The 21,387-nt window shown below is 71.9% G+C and carries 19 protein-coding genes; 2 read left to right on the top strand and 17 right to left on the bottom strand.

The window, feature by feature from the left end; all coding sequences use genetic code 11:
• Window positions 1-114: 114 nt before the first annotated feature.
• The 5 genes from der to aroH form a co-directional block, all read right to left on the bottom strand.
• The gene (der, locus tag ACFZDE_RS28520) at window positions 115-1,608 is read right to left on the bottom strand and encodes a ribosome biogenesis GTPase Der (protein WP_391006583.1); all 1,494 of its coding nucleotides are present in this window, start codon (window positions 1,606-1,608) and stop codon (window positions 115-117) included.
• A gap of 78 nt (window positions 1,609-1,686) precedes the next feature.
• Window positions 1,687-2,334, bottom strand: coding sequence for a 1-acyl-sn-glycerol-3-phosphate acyltransferase (locus ACFZDE_RS28515; protein ID WP_391204522.1), 648 nt, complete (start codon window positions 2,332-2,334; stop codon window positions 1,687-1,689).
• Entirely contained in the window at window positions 2,331-2,993 is a 663-nt protein-coding gene (gene cmk, locus ACFZDE_RS28510; RefSeq protein ID WP_391006577.1) for a (d)CMP kinase, read from the bottom strand. Before cmk ends, ACFZDE_RS28515 begins: the two co-directional genes overlap by 4 nt.
• 135 nt (window positions 2,994-3,128) lie before the next feature.
• Window positions 3,129-4,214: a prephenate dehydrogenase gene (locus ACFZDE_RS28505; RefSeq protein WP_391204519.1), complete on the bottom strand. Its 1,086-nt coding sequence runs from the start codon at window positions 4,212-4,214 to the stop codon at window positions 3,129-3,131.
• Window positions 4,211-4,573, bottom strand: a complete 363-nt coding sequence (gene aroH / locus ACFZDE_RS28500; protein WP_391006572.1) for a chorismate mutase — start codon at window positions 4,571-4,573, stop codon at window positions 4,211-4,213. The genes ACFZDE_RS28505 and aroH overlap by 4 nt, the downstream gene beginning before the upstream one ends.
• Before the next feature lie 194 nt (window positions 4,574-4,767).
• Between aroH and ACFZDE_RS28495 the strand changes: the two genes are divergently transcribed.
• Entirely contained in the window at window positions 4,768-5,208 is a 441-nt protein-coding gene (locus ACFZDE_RS28495) for a Rieske 2Fe-2S domain-containing protein (protein ID WP_391204516.1), read from the top strand.
• Between the two features lie 24 nt (window positions 5,209-5,232).
• On the opposite strand, the gene ACFZDE_RS28490 is transcribed toward ACFZDE_RS28495, so the two are convergent.
• From ACFZDE_RS28490 to ACFZDE_RS28440, 11 genes are all read right to left on the bottom strand, one after another.
• The gene (locus tag ACFZDE_RS28490) at window positions 5,233-6,252 is read right to left on the bottom strand and encodes an ADP-ribosylglycohydrolase family protein (protein ID WP_391204513.1); all 1,020 of its coding nucleotides are present in this window, start codon (window positions 6,250-6,252) and stop codon (window positions 5,233-5,235) included.
• Entirely contained in the window at window positions 6,249-6,968 is a 720-nt protein-coding gene (locus tag ACFZDE_RS28485; protein ID WP_391204510.1) for an NUDIX domain-containing protein, read from the bottom strand. The genes ACFZDE_RS28490 and ACFZDE_RS28485 overlap by 4 nt, the downstream gene beginning before the upstream one ends.
• 81 nt (window positions 6,969-7,049) lie before the next feature.
• Complete coding sequence (locus tag ACFZDE_RS28480; RefSeq protein ID WP_391204507.1) at window positions 7,050-8,168, bottom strand: pseudouridine synthase; 1,119 nt, start codon at window positions 8,166-8,168, stop codon at window positions 7,050-7,052.
• Complete coding sequence (gene scpB / locus ACFZDE_RS28475) at window positions 8,168-8,857, bottom strand: SMC-Scp complex subunit ScpB (RefSeq protein WP_391204504.1); 690 nt, start codon at window positions 8,855-8,857, stop codon at window positions 8,168-8,170. The genes ACFZDE_RS28480 and scpB overlap by 1 nt, the downstream gene beginning before the upstream one ends.
• Window positions 8,854-9,975, bottom strand: coding sequence for a segregation/condensation protein A (locus ACFZDE_RS28470; RefSeq protein ID WP_391204501.1), 1,122 nt, complete (start codon window positions 9,973-9,975; stop codon window positions 8,854-8,856). The genes scpB and ACFZDE_RS28470 overlap by 4 nt, the downstream gene beginning before the upstream one ends.
• Before the next feature lie 18 nt (window positions 9,976-9,993).
• The gene (locus tag ACFZDE_RS28465) at window positions 9,994-10,566 is read right to left on the bottom strand and encodes a hypothetical protein (protein WP_391006553.1); all 573 of its coding nucleotides are present in this window, start codon (window positions 10,564-10,566) and stop codon (window positions 9,994-9,996) included.
• Window positions 10,551-11,678 (bottom strand): ParA family protein, encoded by a 1,128-nt coding sequence (locus ACFZDE_RS28460; RefSeq protein WP_078625596.1) that lies wholly within the window; start codon window positions 11,676-11,678, stop codon window positions 10,551-10,553. The genes ACFZDE_RS28465 and ACFZDE_RS28460 overlap by 16 nt, the downstream gene beginning before the upstream one ends.
• Window positions 11,679-12,091: 413 nt before the next feature.
• Window positions 12,092-13,216, bottom strand: a complete 1,125-nt coding sequence (gene ald / locus ACFZDE_RS28455; protein WP_391006549.1) for an alanine dehydrogenase — start codon at window positions 13,214-13,216, stop codon at window positions 12,092-12,094.
• Between the two features lie 138 nt (window positions 13,217-13,354).
• Window positions 13,355-15,394 (bottom strand): tetratricopeptide repeat protein, encoded by a 2,040-nt coding sequence (locus ACFZDE_RS28450; RefSeq protein ID WP_391204498.1) that lies wholly within the window; start codon window positions 15,392-15,394, stop codon window positions 13,355-13,357.
• A gap of 267 nt (window positions 15,395-15,661) precedes the next feature.
• Window positions 15,662-16,288, bottom strand: coding sequence for an NUDIX domain-containing protein (locus ACFZDE_RS28445; RefSeq protein ID WP_391006544.1), 627 nt, complete (start codon window positions 16,286-16,288; stop codon window positions 15,662-15,664).
• A gap of 94 nt (window positions 16,289-16,382) precedes the next feature.
• Window positions 16,383-18,041, bottom strand: a complete 1,659-nt coding sequence (locus tag ACFZDE_RS28440) for a CTP synthase (protein WP_391006594.1) — start codon at window positions 18,039-18,041, stop codon at window positions 16,383-16,385.
• A gap of 527 nt (window positions 18,042-18,568) precedes the next feature.
• On the opposite strand from ACFZDE_RS28440, the gene ACFZDE_RS28435 reads away from it, so the two are divergent.
• Window positions 18,569-20,371 carry a glycoside hydrolase family 15 protein gene (locus tag ACFZDE_RS28435; RefSeq protein ID WP_391006591.1) on the top strand — a complete coding sequence of 601 codons (1,803 nt, stop codon included), beginning with the start codon at window positions 18,569-18,571 and terminating at the stop codon, window positions 20,369-20,371.
• Window positions 20,372-20,387: 16 nt separating this feature from the next.
• Here the strand turns inward: ACFZDE_RS28435 and ACFZDE_RS28430 are convergent, their stop codons facing one another.
• Window positions 20,388-21,344 carry an LLM class F420-dependent oxidoreductase gene (locus ACFZDE_RS28430; RefSeq protein WP_391204495.1) on the bottom strand — a complete coding sequence of 319 codons (957 nt, stop codon included), beginning with the start codon at window positions 21,342-21,344 and terminating at the stop codon, window positions 20,388-20,390.
• Window positions 21,345-21,387: the final 43 nt, after the last annotated feature.

Below are 21,387 nucleotides of genomic sequence, written 5' to 3'. Positions count from 1 at the left end.
GCCCCGCCCGGGGGCCGGGGGGGGGGGCGGGGGGGGGGGGGGGGGGGGGGGGGGGCCCCCCCCGCCCCGGGGGGGGGGCGCCCCCGCGGGGCCCCCCCTTCCCGGTGTTCCGCGTTACTTCTTCCTGCCGCGCTTCTCGCGCACCCGCACGGAGATATGGATCGGCGTCCCCTCGAAGCCGAACTCCTCGCGCAGGCGGCGCTCGATGAAGCGCCGGTAGCCCGCCTCGATGAACCCGGAGGCGAACAGCACGAACCGCGGCGGCTTGGTGCCGGCCTGCGTGCCGAACAGGATGCGGGGCTGCTTGCCGCCCCGGACCGGGTGCGGGTGGGCGGCGACGAGCTCACCGAGGAAGGCGTTCAGCCGACCCGTCGGGACCCGGGTCTCCCAGCCCGCCAGGGCCGTCTCGATCGCCGGGACCAGCTTCTCCATGTGCCGCCCGGTGCGCGCCGAGACGTTCACCCGCGGGGCCCAGGTCACCTGGCCGAGCTCGGTCTCGATCTCCCGCTCCAGGTAGTAGCGGCGCTCCTCGTCGAGGGTGTCCCACTTGTTGTAGGCCAGGACGATCGCGCGGCCCGCCTCGACGGCCATGGTGACGATCCGCTGGTCCTGCACCGAGATGGACTCGGAGCCGTCGATCAGGATGACCGCGACCTCCGCCTTCTCGACGGCGGCGGCGGTGCGCAGCGAGGCGTAGTAGTCGGCGCCCTGCTGGAGGTGGACGCGCTTGCGGATACCCGCCGTGTCGACGAACTTCCAGGTGACGCCGCCGAGTTCGATCAGCTCGTCGACCGGGTCACGGGTGGTGCCCGCCAGCTCGTTGACGACGACGCGCTCCTCGCCCGCCACCTTGTTCAGCAGGGAGGACTTGCCGACGTTCGGGCGTCCGATCAGGGCGATGCGGCGCGGGCCGCCGATGCCGCCCCCGCCGAACGTCTCGCGCGGCGCCTCGGGGAGCACTTCGAGGACCTGGTCGAGCATGTCGCCGGTGCCGCGGCCGTGCAGCGCAGAGACCGGGTGCGGCTCTCCCAGGCCCAGCGACCACAGGTAGGAGGCGTCGGCCTCGCCGCTCGGGCCGTCCACCTTGTTGGCGCACAGCACGACCGGCTTGCCGGCCTTGCGCAGCAGCCGGACGACGGCCTCGTCGGTGTCGGTGGCGCCGACCTTGGCGTCGACGACGAAGACGACCGCGTCAGCGGCCTCGATGGCGTACTCGGCCTGGGCGGCTACGGAGGCGTCGATGCCGAGGACGTCCTGCTCCCAGCCGCCGGTGTCGACGACCTTGAAGCGGCGGCCGGCCCACTCGGCCTCGTAGGTGACGCGATCGCGGGTGACGCCGGGCTTGTCCTCGACGACGGCCTCGCGGCGCCCGATGATGCGGTTCACCAGAGTCGACTTGCCGACATTGGGGCGGCCGACGACGGCGAGCACGGGCAGCGGGCCGTGGCCCGCCTCCTCGATGGCGCCCTCGACGTCCTCGAGGTCGAAGCCCTCCTCCGCGGCGAGCTCCATGAACTCCGCGAACTCGGCGTCGCCGAGCGCCCCGTGGTCATGCTCGTGCGCGCCCTCGGACGCGTTCGAGCCGTCGGGCTGGATGTGGTCGTTCATGAAGTCCGTACCTCGTCGTTCATCGTGGTGGTCGGTGGAGCGGCCGCTGTCGCGGGCTGATCCACTACTCAGTGTCGCCTAGCGCCCGGTGAGGCGCCTGGCGTTTTCCAGGTGGGCCGCGAGCTGCTTCTGGATGCGTCCGGTCGCCTCGTCCAGTGCCTTGCGCGTGCGCCGGCCGCTGCCGTCGCCCGCCTCGAAGGGCTCTCCGAAGACGACGTCGACGCGGGAGCGCAGCGGTGGCAGCGCCTTTATCAACCGTCCCGGCTTGCCGGAACTTCCCAGCACGGCCACCGGGACGATCGGAGCGCCGCTGCGCACCGCGAAGTACGCGAGGCCGGCGCGCAGCGACGCGAAGTCGCCCTCGCCCCGGGTGCCCTCCGGGAAGATGCCGAGCACGCCGCCTTCGGCCAGGACGCCGAGCGCCCGGGTGATCGCCGTGCGGTCGGTGGTGTCGCGGTCGACCTTCACCTGCCCGATGCCGAGCAGGAAGGGGTCCAGCGGTCCGATGAACGCTTCCTTCTTGATCAGGAAGTGGGTCGGCCGGGGTGCCACCCCCATGACCATCGGACCGTCGATGTTGTGGGAGTGGTTGACCGCGAAGATCACCGGGCCGCTCGCGGGCACCCGCCAGGCGCCGAGCACGCGGGGCTTCCACAGCCCGTACATCAGGCCGACGCCGATGCGCCGCCCGACCTCGGCACCCCGCGCCGAAGGCAGCTCGGTCACTTTCCGGCCCGCTTCTCCTCGACGAGGGTGACGACGCACTCGATGACCTGGGCCAGCGTGAGCTCGGTGGTGTCCACCTCGACGGCGTCGTCCGCCTTGGCGAGCGGGGAGGCCTTGCGGCTGGAGTCGGCGGCGTCCCGCTTGATCAGGGCCTCGCGGGTGGAGTGGACGTCGGAGCCCTTCAGCTCGCCGCTGCGGCGGGCGGCCCGCGCCTCCGGGGAGGCGGTGAGGAAGATCTTGAGGTCGGCGTCCGGCAGCACGGTCGTGCCGATGTCCCGGCCCTCGACGACGATGCCCTGCTCGGCGGAGGCGGCGATCGAGCGCTGCAGCTCGGTGATCCGGGCACGCACCTCGGGCACCGCGCTGACCGCGCTGACCTTGGAGGAGACCTCCTGGGTGCGGATCGGGGCCGCCACGTCCAGGCCGTCGACCGTGATGGTCGGGCCCTGCGGGTCGGTACCCGAGACGATCTCGGGCTTGCCCGCGGCGGCGGCGACGGCGGACGGGTCGTCTATGTCGATGCCGTTGCTCACCATCCACCAGGTGATCGCCCGGTACTGGGCGCCGGTGTCCAGGTAGCTCAGCCCGAGCTGGGCCGCCACGGCCTTCGAGGTGCTCGACTTGCCGGTGCCGGCGGGGCCGTCGATGGCGACAATCACTGGCGTGGCGCTTTCCACAGTGGGGACCTTCCTGGACCGGGCTCGGCGGGGGTGAGGGCGCGAGTGCCCCGCACAAGGTTACTGGGTTCGCGTCACTCGTCCGGCCGCGCGTCGGCCGGCCCCCCGCGGCCCGCCCTACTGCCGGAGCGCCCAGCCCCGCTCCCGCAGCGCGGCGCTCAGCACCGGGGCCGCCTTCGGCTCCACCATCAGCTGCACCAGACCGGCCTGCTGCCCGGTGGCGTGCTCGATCCGTACGTCCTCGATGTTGACGCCGGCCAGGCCCGCGTCGGCGAAGATCCGGGCCAGCTGTCCCGGCTGGTCGTCGATGAGCACGGCCACGACCTCGTAGGCCCGGGGCGCGGAGCCGTGCTTGCCGGGGACGCGGACCTGCCCGGCGTTGCCGCGCCGCAGCACGTCCTCGATCCCGCCGGCGCCCTCGCGGCGCTTGTGGTCGTCGGAGGACTGCAGGGCGCGCAGGGCCCGCACGGTCTCCTCCAGGTCGGCGGCGACGTCCGTGAGCAGGTCGGCGACCGGCGCGGGGTTCGCGGAGAGGATGTCGATCCACATCCCGGGGTCGGAGGCGGCGATCCTCGTCACATCGCGGATGCCCTGTCCGCACAGTCGTACGGCGGACTCCTCGGCGTGCTCCAGGCGCGCGGCGACCAGGCTGGAGACCAGGTGGGGCATGTGGGAGACGAGGGCGACGGCCCGGTCGTGGGCGTCGGCGTCCATGACGACCGGCACGGCCCGGCAGTGCGAGACCAGCTCCAGGGCGAGGTTCAGCACCTCGGTGTCGGTGTCCCGGGTCGGGGTGAGCACCCAGGGGCGGCCCTCGAAGAGGTCGCCGGTCGCGGCCAGCGGGCCGGACTTCTCCCGGCCCGACATGGGGTGCGAGCCGATGTAGGCGGACAGGTCGAGGCCGCGTGCCTCCAGTGCGCGGCGGGGCCCGCCCTTCACGCTGGCGACGTCGAGGTAGCCGCGTCCGGCGCCGCGGCCGATGGCGTCGGTGAGCACGTCCGCGACATGGGCGGGCGGGGCGGCGACGATCACGAGGTCGACGGGCCCGTCGGGCGTCTCGTCCGTACCGGCGCCGAGGGCGGCCGCCGTACGGGCCTGCTCCGGGTCGGGGTCGGCGAGGTGCACGGTGACGCCGCGCTGGGACAGGGCCAGGGCGGCGGAGGTACCGATCAGGCCGGTGCCGATGACGAGTGCGGTCCTCACTGGGCGATGTCCTTGCGCAGGGCGGCGGCGGCGCCGAGGTAGACGTGGGCGATGCCGTCGCGGGGCCGGTCGGACTCGATGTGGGCGAGGACCCGGACGACCCGTGGCATGGCGCCCTCGATGTCCAGCTCCTGGGCGCAGATCAGCGGTACGTCGACGATGCCCAGCTTGCGGGCGGCGGCGGCCGGGAAGTCGCTGTGCAGGTCGGGCGTGGCCGTGAACCAGATGCTGATCAGGTCGTCGGCGGCGAGCTCGTTGCGCTCCAGGATCTCGGTGAGCAGGGCTCCGACCCGCTCGTCCATGTGCCCGGCCTCGTCCCGTTCGAGTTGGACGGCGCCCCGGACCGCTCGTACCGCCACGGCGATGCTCCTTGCTGGTGTGCGTGTCGCTGCTGACGTGCTTGCTCTACGTCCGACCAGCCTAGTCAGCCCGCGCGGCCCGGGTGCGCGGCGCCCGCCCGATGAGACGCCAGGGTCGTCACCTTTGGGTAGTTTCGGTGCCAAGATGATGCAAATTCCGGTTCACCCATCTTCGGCACGTTCGGAGTGACGACATGACCTACGAGACCACGCGCCGCACGGTCCTCCTCGCGACGGGCGTGACCGGTGCGACGGCGCTCGTCGCGGCCTGCGGCGGGGGCGGCGACGACAGCGGCTCCACGTCGACCAAGTCCCCCACCGGCGAGGACCCGGCGAGCGGTGCCGCCGGTCGGGTGCTGGCCGACATCGGGGACATCCCGGTGGGCGGCGGCAAGATCTTCCAGGACGAGGAGGTCGTGGTGACCCAGCCGGAGGAGGGCCGGTTCAAGGCCTTCTCGGCGATCTGCACCCACCAGCGCTGCCTGGTGTCCACGGTCTCCGACGGCACGATCAACTGCCCCTGCCACGGCAGCAAGTTCGAGATCGCCGACGGCGCGGTGGCCCACGGCCCGGCGACCCGGCCGCTGCCCGCCGAGCAGATCACCGTGGAGGGCAACTCGATCCGCATGACCTGACGTCCCGCGCCCGGCCCCGCTCCCTCACGCGTCCCACAGCGCCCCGAGGGTGAGCAGATCGGTTCGGTACTCGACGCGGTCGGCCCACTCGGTGGGCCAGGCCTCCGCGCCCAGGTGGGCGCCCGCGAAGGCGCCCGTCAGGCAGGCGATCGAGTCCGAGTCGCCGGAGGTGCAGGCGGCGCGGCGCAGGGCCGTCACCGGTTCGTCGACGAAGAGCAGGAAGCACAGCAACCCGGTCGCCAGGGCCTCCTCGGCGATCCAGCCCTCGCCGGTGGCCAGACAGGGGTCGGTCTCCGGCGAGACGGTGCGCACGGCGCGCTGGAGCCGTTCGAGGACCTCCAGGCACTCGTCCCAGCCGCGCGCGATGAACTGCCCGGGGCTCGCGTCCCCGGCCCGCCGCCACAGGTCGCCGAGCCAGCGCTCGTGGTAGTGCCCGCGGTTCTCCAGGGCGTACGAGCGCAGCAGGCCGATCAGCCCGGTCGGCTCCGCGCCCTGCGCGAGCAGGCGTACGGCGTGCGCGGTGAGGTCGGACGCGGCGAGCGCGGTGGGGTGCCCGTGGGTGAGGGCGGACTGCAACTGGGCGGCGCCCGCGCGCTGTTCGTCGCTCAGGCCGGACACCAGGCCCAGCGGCGCGACGCGCATGTTGGCGCCGCAGCCCTTGGACTCGGTCTGGCTGGCGTCCTGCCAGGGGCGGGAGTCGTCCTTCAGCAGGTGGCAGGCCTTCATGCAGGTGCGCCCCGGAGCCCGGTTGTTCTCCGGGGACTGGTACCAGTTCACGAACTCCTCACGCAGGGGCCGCGTCAGTCCCAACGGGGCGAGCACACCCCGGTCCATGGCCGTGCGCACCGCGTGACCCAGCGCCAGCGTCATCTGGGTGTCGTCCGAGACGACCGCGCGCCCGGGCAGCTCCATGCGCCGCCAGGGCCCGCACTTGGCGAGGATCGCGGGGACGTCGTCGAACTCGGTGGGATAGCCCAGGGCGTCGCCGAGGGCCAGGCCCGTGAGCGCTCCGGTGGCGGCTTGCTTGTGGACGAGGGTGGTCATGCGGGGCGTCCTTCCCGGGTGGGCCGCAGGAGAGGTGGGTGGAGGGCGGTGGCGGCGCCGGCGCGGTACAGCGCGGCGGGTTTGCCGCGGCCGCCGGTCAGCCGGGCGGCGCCCGGGACGGGGGCGACGAAGCCGGGCGTGGCGAGCACCTTGCGCCGGAAGTTGGGCCGGTCGAGCGCGGTGCCCCACACGCTCTCGTAGACCTGCTGGAGCTCGCCGAGGGTGAACTCGGGCGCGCAGAAGGCGGTGGCGAGGCAGGTGTACTCGAGCTTGGCGCCGACGCGGTCGTGGGCGTCGGCCAGGATGCGGTCGTGGTCGAAGGCGAGCGGTCCCGCGGCGGCGTACGGCACCCAGCGGGCCTGCGCCGCGTCGCTGCCGCCGTGCGCCTCGGGGGCGTCGGGCAGCAGCGCCGCGAAGGCGACCGAGACGACCCGCATCCGGGGGTCGCGGCCGGGCTCGCTGTAGGTCCGCAGCTGCTCCAGATGCAGCTCCGAGACGTCGGACAGGCCGGTCTCCTCGGCGAGTTCACGCCGGGCGGCCGTCTCCGCGGACTCCTCCGGCTGCAGAAAGCCGCCGGGCAGCGCCCAGTGCCCGGCGTACGGCTCCTGCCCGCGCTCGACGAGCAGCACGTGCAGCGCGCCCTCCCGGAGGGTGAACACCGCGAGGTCCACGGTCACCGCGAAGGGTTCGTGGGCGTGCTTGTCGTAGCCGTCCATGCACCCGCACCCCCTTTAATAGTCAGTGCGACTATAAAAGGGGGTGCGGCGTGCTCACAAGCCCTCGGAGGGACGTGATCCCTAGAGGTCGACCTCCTGCATCAGCATGCCGACCTCCGTGTTGGACAGCCGCCGCAGCCAGCCGGACTTCTGGTCGCCCAGGGTGATCGGCCCGAAGGCGACCCGGACCAGCTTGTCGACCGGGAAGCCGGCCTCCGCGAGCATCCGGCGCACGATGTGCTTGCGGCCCTCGTGGAGGGTGACCTCGACGAGGTAGTTCTTGCCGGTCTGCTGGACGACCCGGAAGTGGTCCGCGCGGGCGTAGCCGTCCTCCAGCTGGATGCCGTCCTTGAGCTGCTTGCCCAGGTCACGCGGGATGGGCCCGACGATGTGCGCGAGGTAGGTCTTCTTCACGCCGTACTTCGGGTGGGTCAGCCGGTGGGCCAGCTCGCCGTGGTTGGTGAGCAGGATGACGCCCTCGGTCTCGGTGTCGAGCCGGCCGACGTGGAAGAGCCGGGTCTCGCGGTTGGTGACGTAGTCACCGAGGCACTGGCGGCCCTCCGGGTCCTCCATGGTGGAGACGACCCCGGCGGGCTTGTTGAGCGAGAAGAACTGGTAGCTCTGTGTGGCGACGGTCAGGCCGTCGACCTTGATCTCGTCCTTCTCCGGGTCGACGCGCCGCCCCTGCTCCAGGACGATCTCGCCGTTGATCTCGACCCGGGCCTGCTCGATCAGCTCCTCGCAGGAACGCCGGGAGCCGAAGCCCGCGCGGGCGAGGACCTTCTGCAGCCGCTCGCCCTCCTGCTCGGCGCCGGGGAAGGTCTTCGGGAGCTTGACCTCCTTCTTCCCGGCGTACCGGTCGCGGTTGCGCTCCTCGACCTGCGCCTCGTACTCACGCGGGCGCGCCGGGGCCGTACGCCCCTGCTTGTGGGGCTGCTTCGGGCCGCCCTTGGCGCCACCGCGGGCCGCGCCGCCGCGCCCGGCCTTGGGGCCGTCCTTGGTCGCCCCGGGGCCCACGTCGTAGCGGCGCTCCTCCGGGCGCGGCTTCTTCGGACGGCCACTGCCCTGGTTGTCGTCGCGGTTGTTGCCGGCGCCGCGGAAGTTGCCGCGACCACCACCACTCCCGCCGCGGCCGCCGCTGTTGCCACCACGGCTCCCGCCGTTGTTTCCGCTGCTGTTCCTGCCGCTGCTGCTTCGCATCAAAGTTCCGTCTGGTCGTCTTCGTCGTCGGTACCCGGGGTGGCCGGGCGGCTGCCCGGCACGACGTCGTCAGGCGCGTCCGGGTCGAACGACGGTACGCCTTCCTGGGTCTCGGCCTCGATCGCCTCCGCCTCCGGGAGGAAGGGCGCGAGCTCCGGGAGCTCGTCCAGACCGCGCAGGCCCATCCGCTCCAGGAAGTAGTTCGTCGTCCTGTACAGGATCGCACCTGTTTCGGGTTCCGTGCCCGCCTCCTCTATCAGACCGCGCTGGAGGAGGGTGCGCATGACACCGTCGCAGTTGACTCCGCGGACGGCCGAGACCCGGCTGCGGCTGACCGGCTGCCGGTAGGCGACGACGGCCAGGGTCTCCAGGGCGGCCTGGGTGAGGCGGGCCTGCTGGCCGTCCAGGACGAACCGCTCGACGGCCGGGGCGTAGGCGGCCCGGGTGTAGAAGCGCCAGCCGTTCGCGACGTACCGCAGCTCGAAGCCGCGGCCCTGGACGGTGTACTCGTCGGCCAGCTCGCGCAGGGCGTCCGCGATCTGCCGCTTGGGCCGCTCCAGTATCTTCGCGAGGTGCTCCTCGGTCGCGGGCTCGTCCACGACCATCAGGACGGCCTCCAGGGCGGGCTTGAGATCGAGGCCGGCGACGGCGGGCGTCCCGGCCGGCAGATCGGTCGTTGCTTCGCTCACGCCTTCTTCTCCTCCTTCGGCGGCTCGGGCGGCCGGTCGAACTCGTCGGTGACGGTCGGTGTCTCGTCCCCGTCGCCGCCGGTCCACCGCACGAGCAGGTCCCCGAGGGCGGTCTCCTGCTCCAGGGCGACGGCCTTCTCGCGGTACAGCTCCAGCAGGGCGAGGAACCTCGCCACGATGGTCAGGGTGTCGTCGGTGTCCGCCACGAGGTCCCGGAAACCGGCCTCGCCGAGCTCCCTGAGCCGTGCCACGACGATCCGTGCCTGCTCCTGCACGCTGACCAGGGGGGCGTGGATGTGGTCCACGTAGACCTGCGGCTTGGGCCGCGGCTGCATCGCCTTCACGGCGAGCTTGGCGAATCCTTCCGCCCCGATGCTGATGACGACGTCGGGCAGCAGCTCGGCGTGGTGCGCCTCGAGGCCGACGGTACGGGGGTAGCGCCGGGCCTCGTCGTCGAGACGCCCACTGAAGATGTCGGCGATCTGTTTGTACGCGCGGTACTGCAGCAGCCGGGCGAACAGCAGGTCCCGTGCTTCGAGCAGCGCGAGATCGCCCTCGTCCTCCACCTCGGCGGCGGGCAGCAGCCGCGCGGCCTTCAGATCGAGCAGGGTGGCGGCGACGACCAGGAACTCGGTCGTCTCGTCCAGGTCCCAGTCCGGCCCCATCGCCCGGATGTGCGCCATGAACTCATCGGTCACCTTCGACAGCGCGACCTCGGTGACATCCATCTTGTGCCGCGAGATCAACTGCAACAGCAGATCGAACGGCCCCTCGAAATTGGCCAGCCGAACCCGGAAGCCCTCCCCCGCCGGGGGTGCGCTCGAAGAGGCCCCGACCGCCTCGGCCACGCCCGCAGGCGGTGCGGCTGCGAACCCGGACTCCGCCTCCACCCCCGGTTCGACCGGCGGAACCGTCCCGGCACCCTCCGCGGAGCGCCCGGGCGACTCGGCCGGCTCGGTCGGTGGAGCCTCGGGGGTGGGTTCCTCGGACGAGGGGGGCGGTTCGGCCTCTGGGCGTTCGGTCGGCGGAGTCGTCGCGTCCGTCCCCGGGCCCCGTCCCAGCGCGCGTCGGCGGCCGGGCGGGGCGCCGGGGGGAGGTGAGGAGGCGTTCGAGGTCATGGCCCCCGCAGGCTACCGCTACCGCCCGCGCAGTCGTCGTACGAGGATGCTGGCGTCTCCGCGGGTCTCCAGGTCGGCGAGGACCACCGCGACCGCCTCACGGACGATGCGCCCGCGGTCCACGGCCAGGCCGTGCTCGCCGCGGAGCACCAGACGGGCGTGCTCAAGGTCCATGAGCTCCTCGGCCGACACATAGACCGTGATCTTCTCGTCGTGCCGCTCACGGCCGCTGGGGCGGCGCGAGGGACTCCGGCCGCGCTTGCGGGGAGCGGCGGCAGAACCTTCCTGCGCCGCAGCCTGCTGACGGGCGGAGCCGGAGCGTTCCGCGGCCGCGGAACGGCTGTGGGCCTCCCCGGCCTCGGCCGGTTCCGCGTCCGCCGCGACATGCTCCGGACCCTCACCGTCGCCGCCCTGCGCGGGCACCGACTGCGGCGCGTCCTCCGCTGCGGCAGCGGCGTCGCCCTCCCCCGCCGGAGCGGGCACCCGGGCGTCGCCGTTGGCCTGACGCCTGGGCTGGGACGACTGAAGCGCCATCCCCCCTGTCGTACGGAAGAGTTCGTCGGCCCCCGGCAGACTCACTCGGCGTGACACCGGGCGAGCACCTCCCTGGCGAGCTGGCGATAGGCGGCGGCACCGACGGAGTTGGAGGCGTACGTGGTGATCGGCTCACCGGCGACCGTGGTCTCCGGGAAGCGGACCGTGCGCCCGATGACCGTGTGGTAGACGTGGTCGTCGAACGCCTCGACCACCCGCGCGAGCACCTCACGGCTGTGCACCGTGCGCGAGTCGTACATCGTGGCGAGGATGCCGTCGAGTTCCAGCTCCGGGTTGAGCCGCTCCTGGACCTTCTCGATGGTCTCCGTCAGCAGCGCCACACCACGCAGCGCGAAGAACTCGCACTCCAGCGGCACTATCACCTTGTGCGCGGCCGTCAGGGCGTTCACCGTGAGCAGGCCGAGCGAGGGCTGGCAGTCGATGACGATGAAGTCGTAGTCGGGCAGCAGCGGCTTCAGGGCGCGCTGCAACGTCGACTCGCGGGCGACCTCGGAAACGAGCTGGACCTCGGCCGCCGACAGGTCGATGTTGCTGGGCAGCAGGTCCATGTTGGGGACCGCCGTCTTCAGCAGCACCTCGTCGGCCGCCATCCCCCGCTCCATGAGCAGGTTGTAGACGGTGAGGTCGAGCTCCATCGGGTTGACGCCGAGTCCGACCGACAGCGCGCCCTGCGGGTCGAAGTCCACGAGCAGGACCCGGCGTCCGTACTCCGCGAGCGCGGCACCCAGGTTGATGGTCGACGTGGTCTTGCCGACGCCGCCCTTCTGGTTGCACATCGCGATGATCTTCGCGGGTCCGTGCTCGGGCAGCGGACCCGGGATCGGGAAGTACGGCAGCGGACGCCCGGTCGGGCCGACGCGCTCACGGCGCTGTCTGGCAGCGTCGGGCGCGAGAGTGGCCGCGTACTCGGGGTCGGGCTCGTACTCCGCGTCGGGGTCGTAGAAGTGCCCCTCGGGCAGTTCGTCGTAGTCGGCGAAGTGGTTGTGGGGCGCGCCACTTCCGTCGCCGGCCATGGCGTTCACGTGATGGCCATCCATCTTCTGGTGTGCTGTGTGAGTCGCCTGCTGACTCTGGTGGGCTGCGAAGGTGCGCACAGCGACGGAGCCGACAGCCGCGAACCCCGCGGGCTCCTGGTCCCGTGCAGGCATTCCTGGTTGGCCACCCCCGGGAGTAAATGTCGACTCATTCACAAGTCGTCTTACCTCCTTGGTGACCAGGAAACTTCTAGACAGGTCAGCGTGGCACCATGCCGACAGCTGGCGACTCTATGGCGTGTCGGGCGTCCGCAGCAACACAATCCGCCGTACCCGGCCCGATGTGTCGGCAATGAAACATCCCGCTGTCAAGGGCGTACGGCCGTCGCACGGCAGGTTTCACCGGTGTGCGAATCGGTTGAAGGGTTACGTTCGAGGCGAGTTGCGCGAGAATCGCGAAGTGACCATACACACATCCGGCCGGACCTTGTCGGGCAAGGTCCGGCCGGGTGCGCGGCGTTGACGACCCGTGTTGACGTATCGCCTTTGCCGCTCGGTGGGTTAGCCGACTTTCCGGCTGTGCGGGCTCAGCCGAGCAGCGAGGTCAGCTCCACGTGCTCCACGCCGTGCGCCTCGGCGACCTCGCGGTAAACGACCTTGCCGTCATGCGTGTTGAGGCCCCTGGCCAGCGCCGGGTCGCGGCGCAGCGCGTCCACCCAGCCGTGGTTGGCCAGCTCGACGATGTACGGCAGCGTCGCGTTGGTCAGCGCGTAGGTGGAGGTGTTCGGCACCGCGCCGGGCATGTTGGCGACGCAGTAGAAGACCGAGTTGTGCACCGGGAAGGTCGGCTCGGCGTGGGTGGTGGGACGGGAGTCCTCGAAGCAGCCGCCCTGGTCGATCGCGATGTCGACAAGGACACTTCCGGGCTTCATCCGCGAGACGAGCTCGTTGGTGACCAACTTCGGGGCCTTCGCGCCCGGGATCAGCACGGCGCCGATGACGAGGTCGGCCTCCAGGCAGGCCTTCTCCAGCTCGAAGGCGTTGGAGACGACGGTCTGGATCTTCGTGCCGAAGATCTTGTCCGCCTCGCGGAGCTTGTTGATGTCCTTGTCGAGCAGGGTCACGTGGAAGCCCATGCCGATGGCGATCTGCGCGGCGTTCCAGCCGGAGACACCGCCGCCGATCACGACGGCACGGCCGGCCAGCACGCCGGGGACACCGCCGGGCAGCACACCGCGGCCACCGTTGGCGCGCATCAGGTGGTAGGCGCCGACCTGCGGGGCCAGCCGGCCGGCGACCTCGGACATCGGAGCGAGCAGCGGCAGCGCGCGGCTGGGCAGCTCGACGGTCTCGTAGGCGATGGCGGTGGTGCCGGACTCCAGGAGGGCGTCCGTGCACTCCTTGGAGGCGGCCAGGTGCAGGTAGGTGAAGAGCGTCTGGTCCTTGCGGAGGCGGTGGTACTCCTCGGCGATGGGCTCCTTGACCTTCAGCAGCAGGTCGGCGGCGGCCCACACCTCGTCGGCGGTGTCCAGGATCTGCGCACCGGCGGCGACGTACTCGGTGTCGGGGATCGAGGAGCCGACGCCGGCGCCACGCTCGATGACGACCTGGTGGCCGTGGCGCACCAGCTCGTGCACGCCGGCGGGGGTGATGGCCACCCGGAACTCGTTGTTCTTGACCTCGCGGGGGATGCCGACCTTCACGTCGATCACGGTCCTTGGCTCAGAGGGTATGGGGGGTCTTACTAAGACATACCCGGGCACGCACGGGCACACCGGGAGAGACCGCAGGAGAACGTGCGGCAGAGCCAGTCTAATGAAGGTGTTCTCGCTGTCTAGCCTTTCATTGCATCAATCTTCGAGTGATGCGGTACGGATTTCGCAGGCGTCAGGGTCGTTTTGAAGGTTTGAATCGCCGAGAATCCGCTCGGCGGCGCCCCGGTGCAGCGCTGCCGAGGCGGGGTCTTCGAGGTGTTCGAGGGTGTCGGCGAGCCGCAGATGCAGGGCCGCCTGCAACCGCGGGTCCTCGGCGCGCCGGGCCCACTCCACGGCCTCCCGGCAGGTGCGCAGCGATTCCTCCGGGCGGCCCGCGTACTCCTGGACCCGCGCCAGCTCGCTCAGGGCCCGGGCCTGGGCGGCCACGTCGCCGTTCTTGCGGTGTCCGGCGATCGCCGCGCGCCAGTTGCGCAGGGCCTCGCCGTAGCGGCCGGCGAAGGTGTGGGCCGCGGCGATCCGCCCGTAGAGCCGGGCGGCCTCCGCGCGCTCGCCCCGGGCGAGCCGCTCGACCAGGGCGCGGCCGAACCAGTCGGCGGCCCGGTCGAAGTCGTCGAGGTCCTGGTAGGCGCCTCCTACGGATTCCATCGCGCGGCCGGTCGCGTACGGGTCGTTCACCTCGCGCCCGGCGTCCAGCGCGGCCCGGTAGCGGGCCAGGGCGTCGGCCGTACGGCCGGTGCGGGCGTCGAGGTCGCCGAGGTTGAGCAGGGCGGCGGCGCGCTCCCGGGGCAGTCTCCGGCGCTCGGCGACACCGAGGACCATGCGGTGGATGTCGTACAGGTCGGGCGCGGCGGCCTGGGTGCCGATGTGCGCCGCCATCGCCCGGACCAGCTGGGACATCAGCCGCCGTGCCAGGGTGTCGAGCTCGCCGTCGGCGACCGCGAGCCGGGCCGAGGCCAGCAGGGCGGGCCGGGTCAGGCGCAGCCAGTCGGCGGCGGCCCGCGGGGTGGGGAAGCGCAGGGCGCGCGGCATGTCGAGGAGCTTCTGGCGGGCCTGGGGGCTGTCGGTCTCGGTGATGGCGCGGCAGGCCTGGAGCAGCCGTACGGTCCGCTCCAGCATGCGGGCGCGGGCCAGCTGGAGCTCGGCGGGGCGTTCGTGGTGCTCGGCGAGGATCCGCAGCTGCGGCTGCAGGCAGCCGGGCACCTCGTACTGCGGCAGCGGGGAGTCCACCGCGTGCAGGAAGCCCAGGGCGACGAAGTCGTCGAGCAGGGCGCGGGCGCCGCCGACCGAGGAGCCGACCAGCGCGGAGGCGGTCTGCGGGTCGACCAGCCCGGCCGGGGCGAGGGCCAGCAGGCGCAGCATCCGGGCGGAGGTCGCGGGCAGGGCGTCGTACGCGAGCCGGAACACCCGGGTCAGGGCGGTGCCCTCGGTGTCCTCGGCGCGCAGCTGTTTGGCGAGATCGGAGACGGCGGCCTTGGGGCGGGCCGCGAGCCAGCCGCCGGCCAGCATCAGCGCGGCGGGCTGCCCCTGGCACTCCTCGGCGAGGCCCTCGGCGGCCCGGGGGTCGACGGTGATGCGGACCGAGCCGGTGTGCCGGGTCAGCAGCTCCACCCCGGACTTGGCGTCCAGGCCGCCCAGGGTGCAGGGGCGGACGTCGGAGATGCCGGTCAGCGGGCCCTGGGAGACCGCGACGACGAGGCAGTCCGGTGTGTCGGGCAGCAGGGCGTCGACCTGCTCGGCGTCGGCCGCGTCGTCCAGCAGGAGCAGCACCCGGCGGTCGGCGAGGGCGGTGCGCAGGGCGTCGGTGAGATCGTCCTCGCAGGCCCCGGCCGGTGCCCGCTCGTCCAGGGCGGTCAGGAGGTCCCGGGCCGCGCGTCCGACGGGGACGGGGGTGCCGTCGGGTTCGGTGAGGCGGGCGCGCAGTACGCCGTCGGGGTAACGGTCCGCCACCTGCCGGACGAGTTCCCCGGCGAGCGCGGTACGGCCCGAGCCGGGCCGGCCGGCGATGAGCAGCACCCGCGCGCGGGGTGCTTTGCGGCCGGCTAGGGTGTCCAGTCCGGCGCGCTCGATGTCGGCGCGCAGTTCCTTCAACTCCCGTGTGCGGCCCAGGAACTCGATCTCCCCGGCAGCGCGCCCGGCCGGCCGCACGTCGCCTGTCTCCACGACCTGATCCGTCACGGGCCACACTCCCGTCCCACCGCACACACCGGCCCGCCGGGACTCCGGTTCGGGCGTGCCCCAGAGCCTAGTTCACGCTCTGCAACGCCCCTGCTGGAGCACGACGACCCACCCGACCACTTCCCCCGATCGGATCAACAGATCGTAGGACCGACAAGGGCGGGCAGCGCCCGAGGGGCGCGGGGAACTGCGCGACCAGCCACGACGGTGCCGCACCCGACCGACGACACATGCGGCACCGGCACATGCGGCACCGCTCGCGCGGCGCTAAACCTCGAACGGCCGCGCAGGCCAAGGCGCCTGCGCCGGACGCAACGCGTCCAACCCGTCGCCGTCACGCGCGGCGACCAGCGACAGCACACCCACCACCAGACAGTTGTTGTGGAGCTCACCGGCCAGCACACCCCGCACGAGGTCCGCCACCGGCACCCGGTCCAGCTCCATGTCCGCCTCTTCCTCCTCGACCGCGAAGCGCTCCCCCTCCGCCTCGGACAGATCGCGCGCGAGGAAGATCCGCACAGCCTCGTCGCAACCGCCGGGCGTGGTGTAGACGTCGGTCAGCACCCGCCAGTCCTCGGCCTTGACGTGCGCCTCCTCGTACAGCTCGCGCTGCGCGGCGTGCAGCGGGTTCTCGCCCGGGACGTCGAGCAGTCCGGCCGGGATCTCCCACAGCTTGTGGCGGACGGGGTGGCGGTACTGGCGCAGGACCAGCACGCGGTCGGCCTCGTCGAGTGCGAGGACGGCCACGGAGCCGGGGTGGACCTGGTAGTCACGGCCGACCACGGTGCCGTCGGGCATGACCACGTCGTCGGTGCGGACGGAGGTCTTGTTGCCCGTGAAGGGGGTCTCCGTCGCCCGGATCTCCCACTCCTCCGGGGTGTCCTTGATCGTCATGCCGTTCCTTCCACGTACCGTGCGACCTGCTGAAACGAAACCGGGGTGCACTCCCGTTGAAGAGATGCACCCCGGCCACCGTACAACTGGTGTGTTACTTCGAAGTCTTCCGCTCGACCGAGGCCTTGACGAGCCCGGCGAACAGCGGGTGCGGACGCGTCGGCCGCGAGCGCAGCTCCGGGTGCGCCTGCGTGGCGACCAGGTACGGGTGGACGTCACGCGGGTACTCGACGTACTCGACGAGCTTGCCGTCCGGGGAGGTGCCGGAGAACTGGATGCCCGCCTTCTTCTCCAGCTCGGCCCGGTAGGCGTTGTTCACCTCGTAGCGGTGCCGGTGGCGCTCCTCGACGTACTCCTTGCCGTCGTACACCTCGCGCACGATCGAGCCCTCGGCCAGCTTCGCCGGGTACATGCCGAGCCGCATGGTGCCGCCCATGTCACCCTCACCGGCGACGATGTCGAGCTGCTCGGCCATGGTGGAGATGACGGGGTGGCCGGTGGCCGGGTCGAACTCGGTGGAGTTGGCGTCGGTGATGTCGGCCAGGTTGCGCGCGGCCTCGATCACGATGCACTGCAGACCGAGGCAGAGGCCGAGCAGCGGGATCCTGTTCTCGCGGGCGTACTTGATCGCGCCGACCTTGCCGAGCACACCGCGGTCGCCGAAGCCGCCGGGGATGCAGATGCCGTCGACGTCGCCGAGCTGCTGGGCCGCGCCCGCCGGGGTCTTGCAGTCGTCGGAGGTGACCCACTTGATCTTGACGCGGGCCTTGTTGGCGAAGCCGCCGGCGCGCAGCGCCTCGGTCACCGACAGATAGGCGTCGGGCAGGTCGATGTACTTGCCGACCAGGGCGAGGGTGATCTCGTGGTCGGGGTTGTGGACGCGGTCGAGCAGGTCGTCCCAGGTCGTCCAGTCCACGTCGCGGAACGGCAGGTCCAGCTTGCGGACGACGTAGGCGTCCAGGCCCTCACCGTGCACGGTCTTCGGGATGTCGTAGATCGAGCGGGCGTCGGGGCAGGCCACGACGGCGGCCTCGTCGACGTCGCACATCAGCGAGATCTTCCGCTTGATCGCGGTGGGCACCTCGCGGTCGCAGCGCAGCACGATCGCGTCCGGCTGGATACCGATGTTGCGCAGGGCCGCAACCGAGTGCTGGGTGGGCTTCGTCTTCAACTCACCCGAGGGGCCGATGTACGGCAGGAGCGAGATATGGACGACGAACACGTTGTCACGGCCGACCTCGTGACGGACCTGGCGGACGGTCTCCAGGAACGGCAGCGACTCGATGTCGCCGACCGTGCCGCCGACCTCGGTGATCACGACGTCGACCTCGTCCGTCGCCATGCGGCGGATGCGGTGCTTGATCTCGTTGGTGATGTGCGGGATGACCTGCACGGTGTCACCCAGGTACTCGCCGCGCCGCTCCTTGGCGATCACGGTGTTGTACACCTGACCGGTGGTGACGTTGGCGGAACCGTCGAGGTCGCGGTCGAGGAAACGCTCGTAGTGGCCGATGTCCAGGTCGGTCTCGGCGCCGTCGTTGGTGACGAACACCTCACCGTGCTGGAAGGGGTTCATCGTGCCCGGGTCCACGTTCAGGTACGGGTCGAGCTTCTGCATCACGACGCGCAGACCGCGGGCCTTGAGCAGCATGCCGAGGCTGGAGGCCGTCAGGCCCTTGCCGAGCGAGGAGGCGACACCCCCGGTGACGAAGATGTGCTTGGTCGTCGAATTACGAAAAGCGGCGGGCGGCATGGCCAAGACGGGGCTCCCGTGGTCGCGGTCTGGGGGTGCGGTGCGGCTGCCCGCCGGAAAACTCCGGGGCGCCGTCGCTGCGGTTCGGGGGTTCCCTGTCGGGAAGGGGCCCACCGGTCCACGGGCTACCAGCGTATCAGCGCCGCGGGGCGATGGCTTCCGGCCACGCTCCGCACACATCCCGACACGGAGACGATCACCGTCACCGGTCCCTCACCCGTTGCTCACTCGTTCGGCGTACCCACCTTGCCGGGACGGGCACCCGGATCATCGGCGTGCGTCGTATCCTGCTCGGACACTCGCTGCCGAGCCCGTCCGGCCCAACGGCACCACCCCCCGCCCGTAAGCACCGGAACAACGTGAGCTCGTCAGTTCGTTGAGCAACAATTGGCGCTTTGCATCACGACTGAGCGACCTGTTTTGCTTCATCGCTCAATGACGCATTGCAAGACCTGCTGAAACCCCCCTTGACCGCACTAGCGACAGCCCCCTCGCGGGGTGACGTGGCCGTTCGACTGGAGTTGCACGTGGCCGGGCGCATCGAAGATTACGCACTCATCGGAGACATGCAGACCGCGGCTCTGGTCTGCCGGGACGGCACAGTCGACTGGCTGTGCCTGCCCCGCTTCGACTCGCACGCCATCTTCGCCGGCCTGCTGGGCACCGAGGAGCACGGCTTCTGGCGCCTGGGGCCCGCGTACGCCTCCGACCAGCAGCCCCCCACCGCCGCGCGGCGCAGCTACCGGGGTGACTCGCTGATCCTGGAGTCCGAGTGGGACACCCAGCGGGGCACGGTCCGGGTCACGGACTTCATGCCGCCGCGTGACGGCGCCCCGCAGCTGATCCGGATCGTGGAGGGCGTCTCGGGCCGGGTGCCGATGCGTTCGGCGCTCAGGATGCGGTTCTCCTACGGGCGGGTGGTGCCGTGGGTGCACAAGCACGAAGGGCGCACGGTGGCCGTGGCGGGCCCCGACTCCGTGTGGTTCGACACATCCGCGGAGACCTACGGCAAGTCGCTGACGACCTACGCGGACTTCACCGTCGCGCCGGGTGACCGGATCGCGTTCACGATCTCCTGGCAGCCCTCGCACAAGGAGCCGCCGCCGCTGCCCGAGCCGGAGCAGTCGCTGGAGGCGACGGAGGACTTCTGGCGCGAGTGGGTCGACCACTGTACGTACCACGGCCCCTACCGGGAGGCCGTGGTCCGCTCGCTGATCACGCTGAAGGCCCTGACGTACGCCCCGACCGGCGGCATCGTCGCGGCGCCCACCACCTCCCTGCCGGAGGACATCGGGGGCGTGCGCAACTGGGACTACCGCTACACCTGGCTGCGCGACGCGGCGATCACCCTGTCCTCGCTGCTGCGCACCGGCTACCGCGAGGAGGCCCGCGCCTGGCGCGAGTGGCTGCTGCGGGCGGTGGCCGGCGACCCGGAGAACCTGCAGATCATGTACGGCATCGCGGGCGAGCGCGAGCTCGGCGAGGCGGAGCTGGACTGGCTGCCGGGCTACGAGAACTCCAGCCCGGTCCGGGTCGGCAACGGCGCGGCCCACCAGCTCCAGCTGGACGTGTACGGCGAGGTCACCGAGGCCCTGCACCTGGCCCACATGACGGGCCTCGCGCGCAACGACTACGCCTCGCTGCTCCAGCTGAAGCTGATCCGCTACCTGGAGGACCACTGGCAGGAGCCGGACGAGGGCATCTGGGAGGTGCGCGGCCCGCGCCGCCACTTCGTGCACTCCAAGGTGATGGCCTGGGTCGCGGTCGACCGCACGATCAAGCTGATCGAGTCCGGTGACGCGGACGGCCCGCTGGAGCGCTGGCGCGAGCTGCGCGACGACATCCACCGGGACGTGTGCGAGCGGGGCTACGACAAGGAACGCAACACCTTCACGCAGTCGTACGGCTCGAAGGAGCTGGACGCCTCCCTGCTGCTGATCCCGCAGATGGGCTTCCTGCCGCCGGACGACAAGCGGGTCATCGGCACGATCGAGGCGATCCAGCGGGAGCTGTCCACGCCGGACGGCTTCATCCTGCGCTACCCGACCTCGGGCGGCGACGAGGGCGTCGACGGTCTGCCCGGCGACGAGGGCGCGTTCCTGGCGTGCTCGTTCTGGATGGCCGACGACCTGGCGATGATCGGCCGCGTCGACGAGGCCCGCAAGCTCTTCGAGAAGCTGCTGTCCCTGCGCAACGACCTGGGCCTGCTGGCCGAGGAGTGGGACCCGCGCCTCCAGCGCCAGGTGGGCAACTTCCCGCAGGCCTTCAGCCATGTGCCGCTCATCGACACGGCACTGCGCCTGACGGCCTCGGGGGCGTACGGCGGCTGAGCGGGACGCGCAGGCGTCACCTCGGCCTGAGGGCCGTGAGCGTGCGCTCCCCCGCGGGATCTCCGGCCGTGGCCGGGACCAGGGCTATCTCGTCCAGGCCGGCCTCGGCGTAGGCGGCGACGCGGGTGCGGACGGTGTCCGGGTCGCCGACGAGGGCGACCGTGCCGGCGGCCTCGCGCGGCAGGGCCCGCAGCAGGGTGTCCGGATCGGCGCCCTTGGCGGCCAGCTCGACGACCTCCGCGAAGCCCGCGTCGACGAACATGTCGCTGTAGCCCGGCACCGCGAGATAGCCGACGACGCTGCGCAGGACCTGGGTGAGCGACTCCGGCTCCGGATCCACGGCGGCGGGCAGCCAGGCGGCAAGCCGCGGCGGCGTACGGCCGGCCTTCCGCGCGGCGGCGAGCATCCGGTCCCGCAGCATCCGGACCTGCTCGGGCGAGACGAGGTCGAGCAGCATCCGGTCGGCGTGCGCGACGGCCGCGGCGACCGCCCGCTCCCCGAACGCGGCGACGGTGAGCGGGCCGCCGGGCGGCGGCAGCCGGCGCGGGAAGCCGCTACCGGGCACGATCGGCTCGCCCGGCACGCTGTCCATCAGCGCCCGTACGGCCGCCGCGGACTCCGCGAGGGCGGCGGCGGGCCGGGTGCGCGGCCGGCCGTGCACGCCCTCGACGACCCGCTTGCTGGAGGTGCCCAGGGCCACGCCGACGGGCCGGCCGGTGACGGCGGCGGTGGAGGCGGCGCCCCGGACGACGGTGAGCGGGTCGCGCACCGACACCGGCACGGGTCCGGCGGTCAGCGCGACCCGTTCGGTGGCGGCGCCGATCGCCGTCGCGAGGACGAACGAGTCCCACGTGGGTCCCTCGCCCGCCCACACCTCCGGGTACCCGAGCCGGTCGGCGAGCACCGCGACCCGCAACGGCTCCTCGACCGGACTGTCGTCCTCCCGCCCCACCGCGACCACGCTCATGTCCATGAGGGCGCCCGTACCCGGCCGGGCCCACCGTAATCCGGGGAGA

Source organism: Streptomyces sp. NPDC007929, assembly GCF_042959065.1.
Taxonomy (GTDB): domain Bacteria; phylum Actinomycetota; class Actinomycetes; order Streptomycetales; family Streptomycetaceae; genus Streptomyces.
Note: the sequence above shows the minus strand (reverse complement) of the source record. Positions and strands in the feature narration are given on the sequence as shown.

Coding starts and splice junctions, on each gene's coding strand:
- der (WP_391006583.1), bottom strand. CDS start 1,608: ATGAACGACCACATCCAGCCCGACGGCTCGAACGCGTCCGAGGGCGCG.
- ACFZDE_RS28495 (WP_391204516.1), top strand. CDS start 4,768: ATGACCTACGAGACCACGCGCCGCACGGTCCTCCTCGCGACGGGCGTG.
- ACFZDE_RS28490 (WP_391204513.1), bottom strand. CDS start 6,252: ATGACCACCCTCGTCCACAAGCAAGCCGCCACCGGAGCGCTCACGGGC.
- ACFZDE_RS28485 (WP_391204510.1), bottom strand. CDS start 6,968: ATGGACGGCTACGACAAGCACGCCCACGAACCCTTCGCGGTGACCGTG.
- ACFZDE_RS28480 (WP_391204507.1), bottom strand. CDS start 8,168: ATGCGAAGCAGCAGCGGCAGGAACAGCAGCGGAAACAACGGCGGGAGC.
- ACFZDE_RS28470 (WP_391204501.1), bottom strand. CDS start 9,975: ATGACCTCGAACGCCTCCTCACCTCCCCCCGGCGCCCCGCCCGGCCGC.
- ACFZDE_RS28460 (WP_078625596.1), bottom strand. CDS start 11,678: ATGCCTGCACGGGACCAGGAGCCCGCGGGGTTCGCGGCTGTCGGCTCC.
- ACFZDE_RS28445 (WP_391006544.1), bottom strand. CDS start 16,288: ATGACGATCAAGGACACCCCGGAGGAGTGGGAGATCCGGGCGACGGAG.
- ACFZDE_RS28440 (WP_391006594.1), bottom strand. CDS start 18,041: ATGCCGCCCGCCGCTTTTCGTAATTCGACGACCAAGCACATCTTCGTC.
- ACFZDE_RS28430 (WP_391204495.1), bottom strand. CDS start 21,344: ATGGACATGAGCGTGGTCGCGGTGGGGCGGGAGGACGACAGTCCGGTC.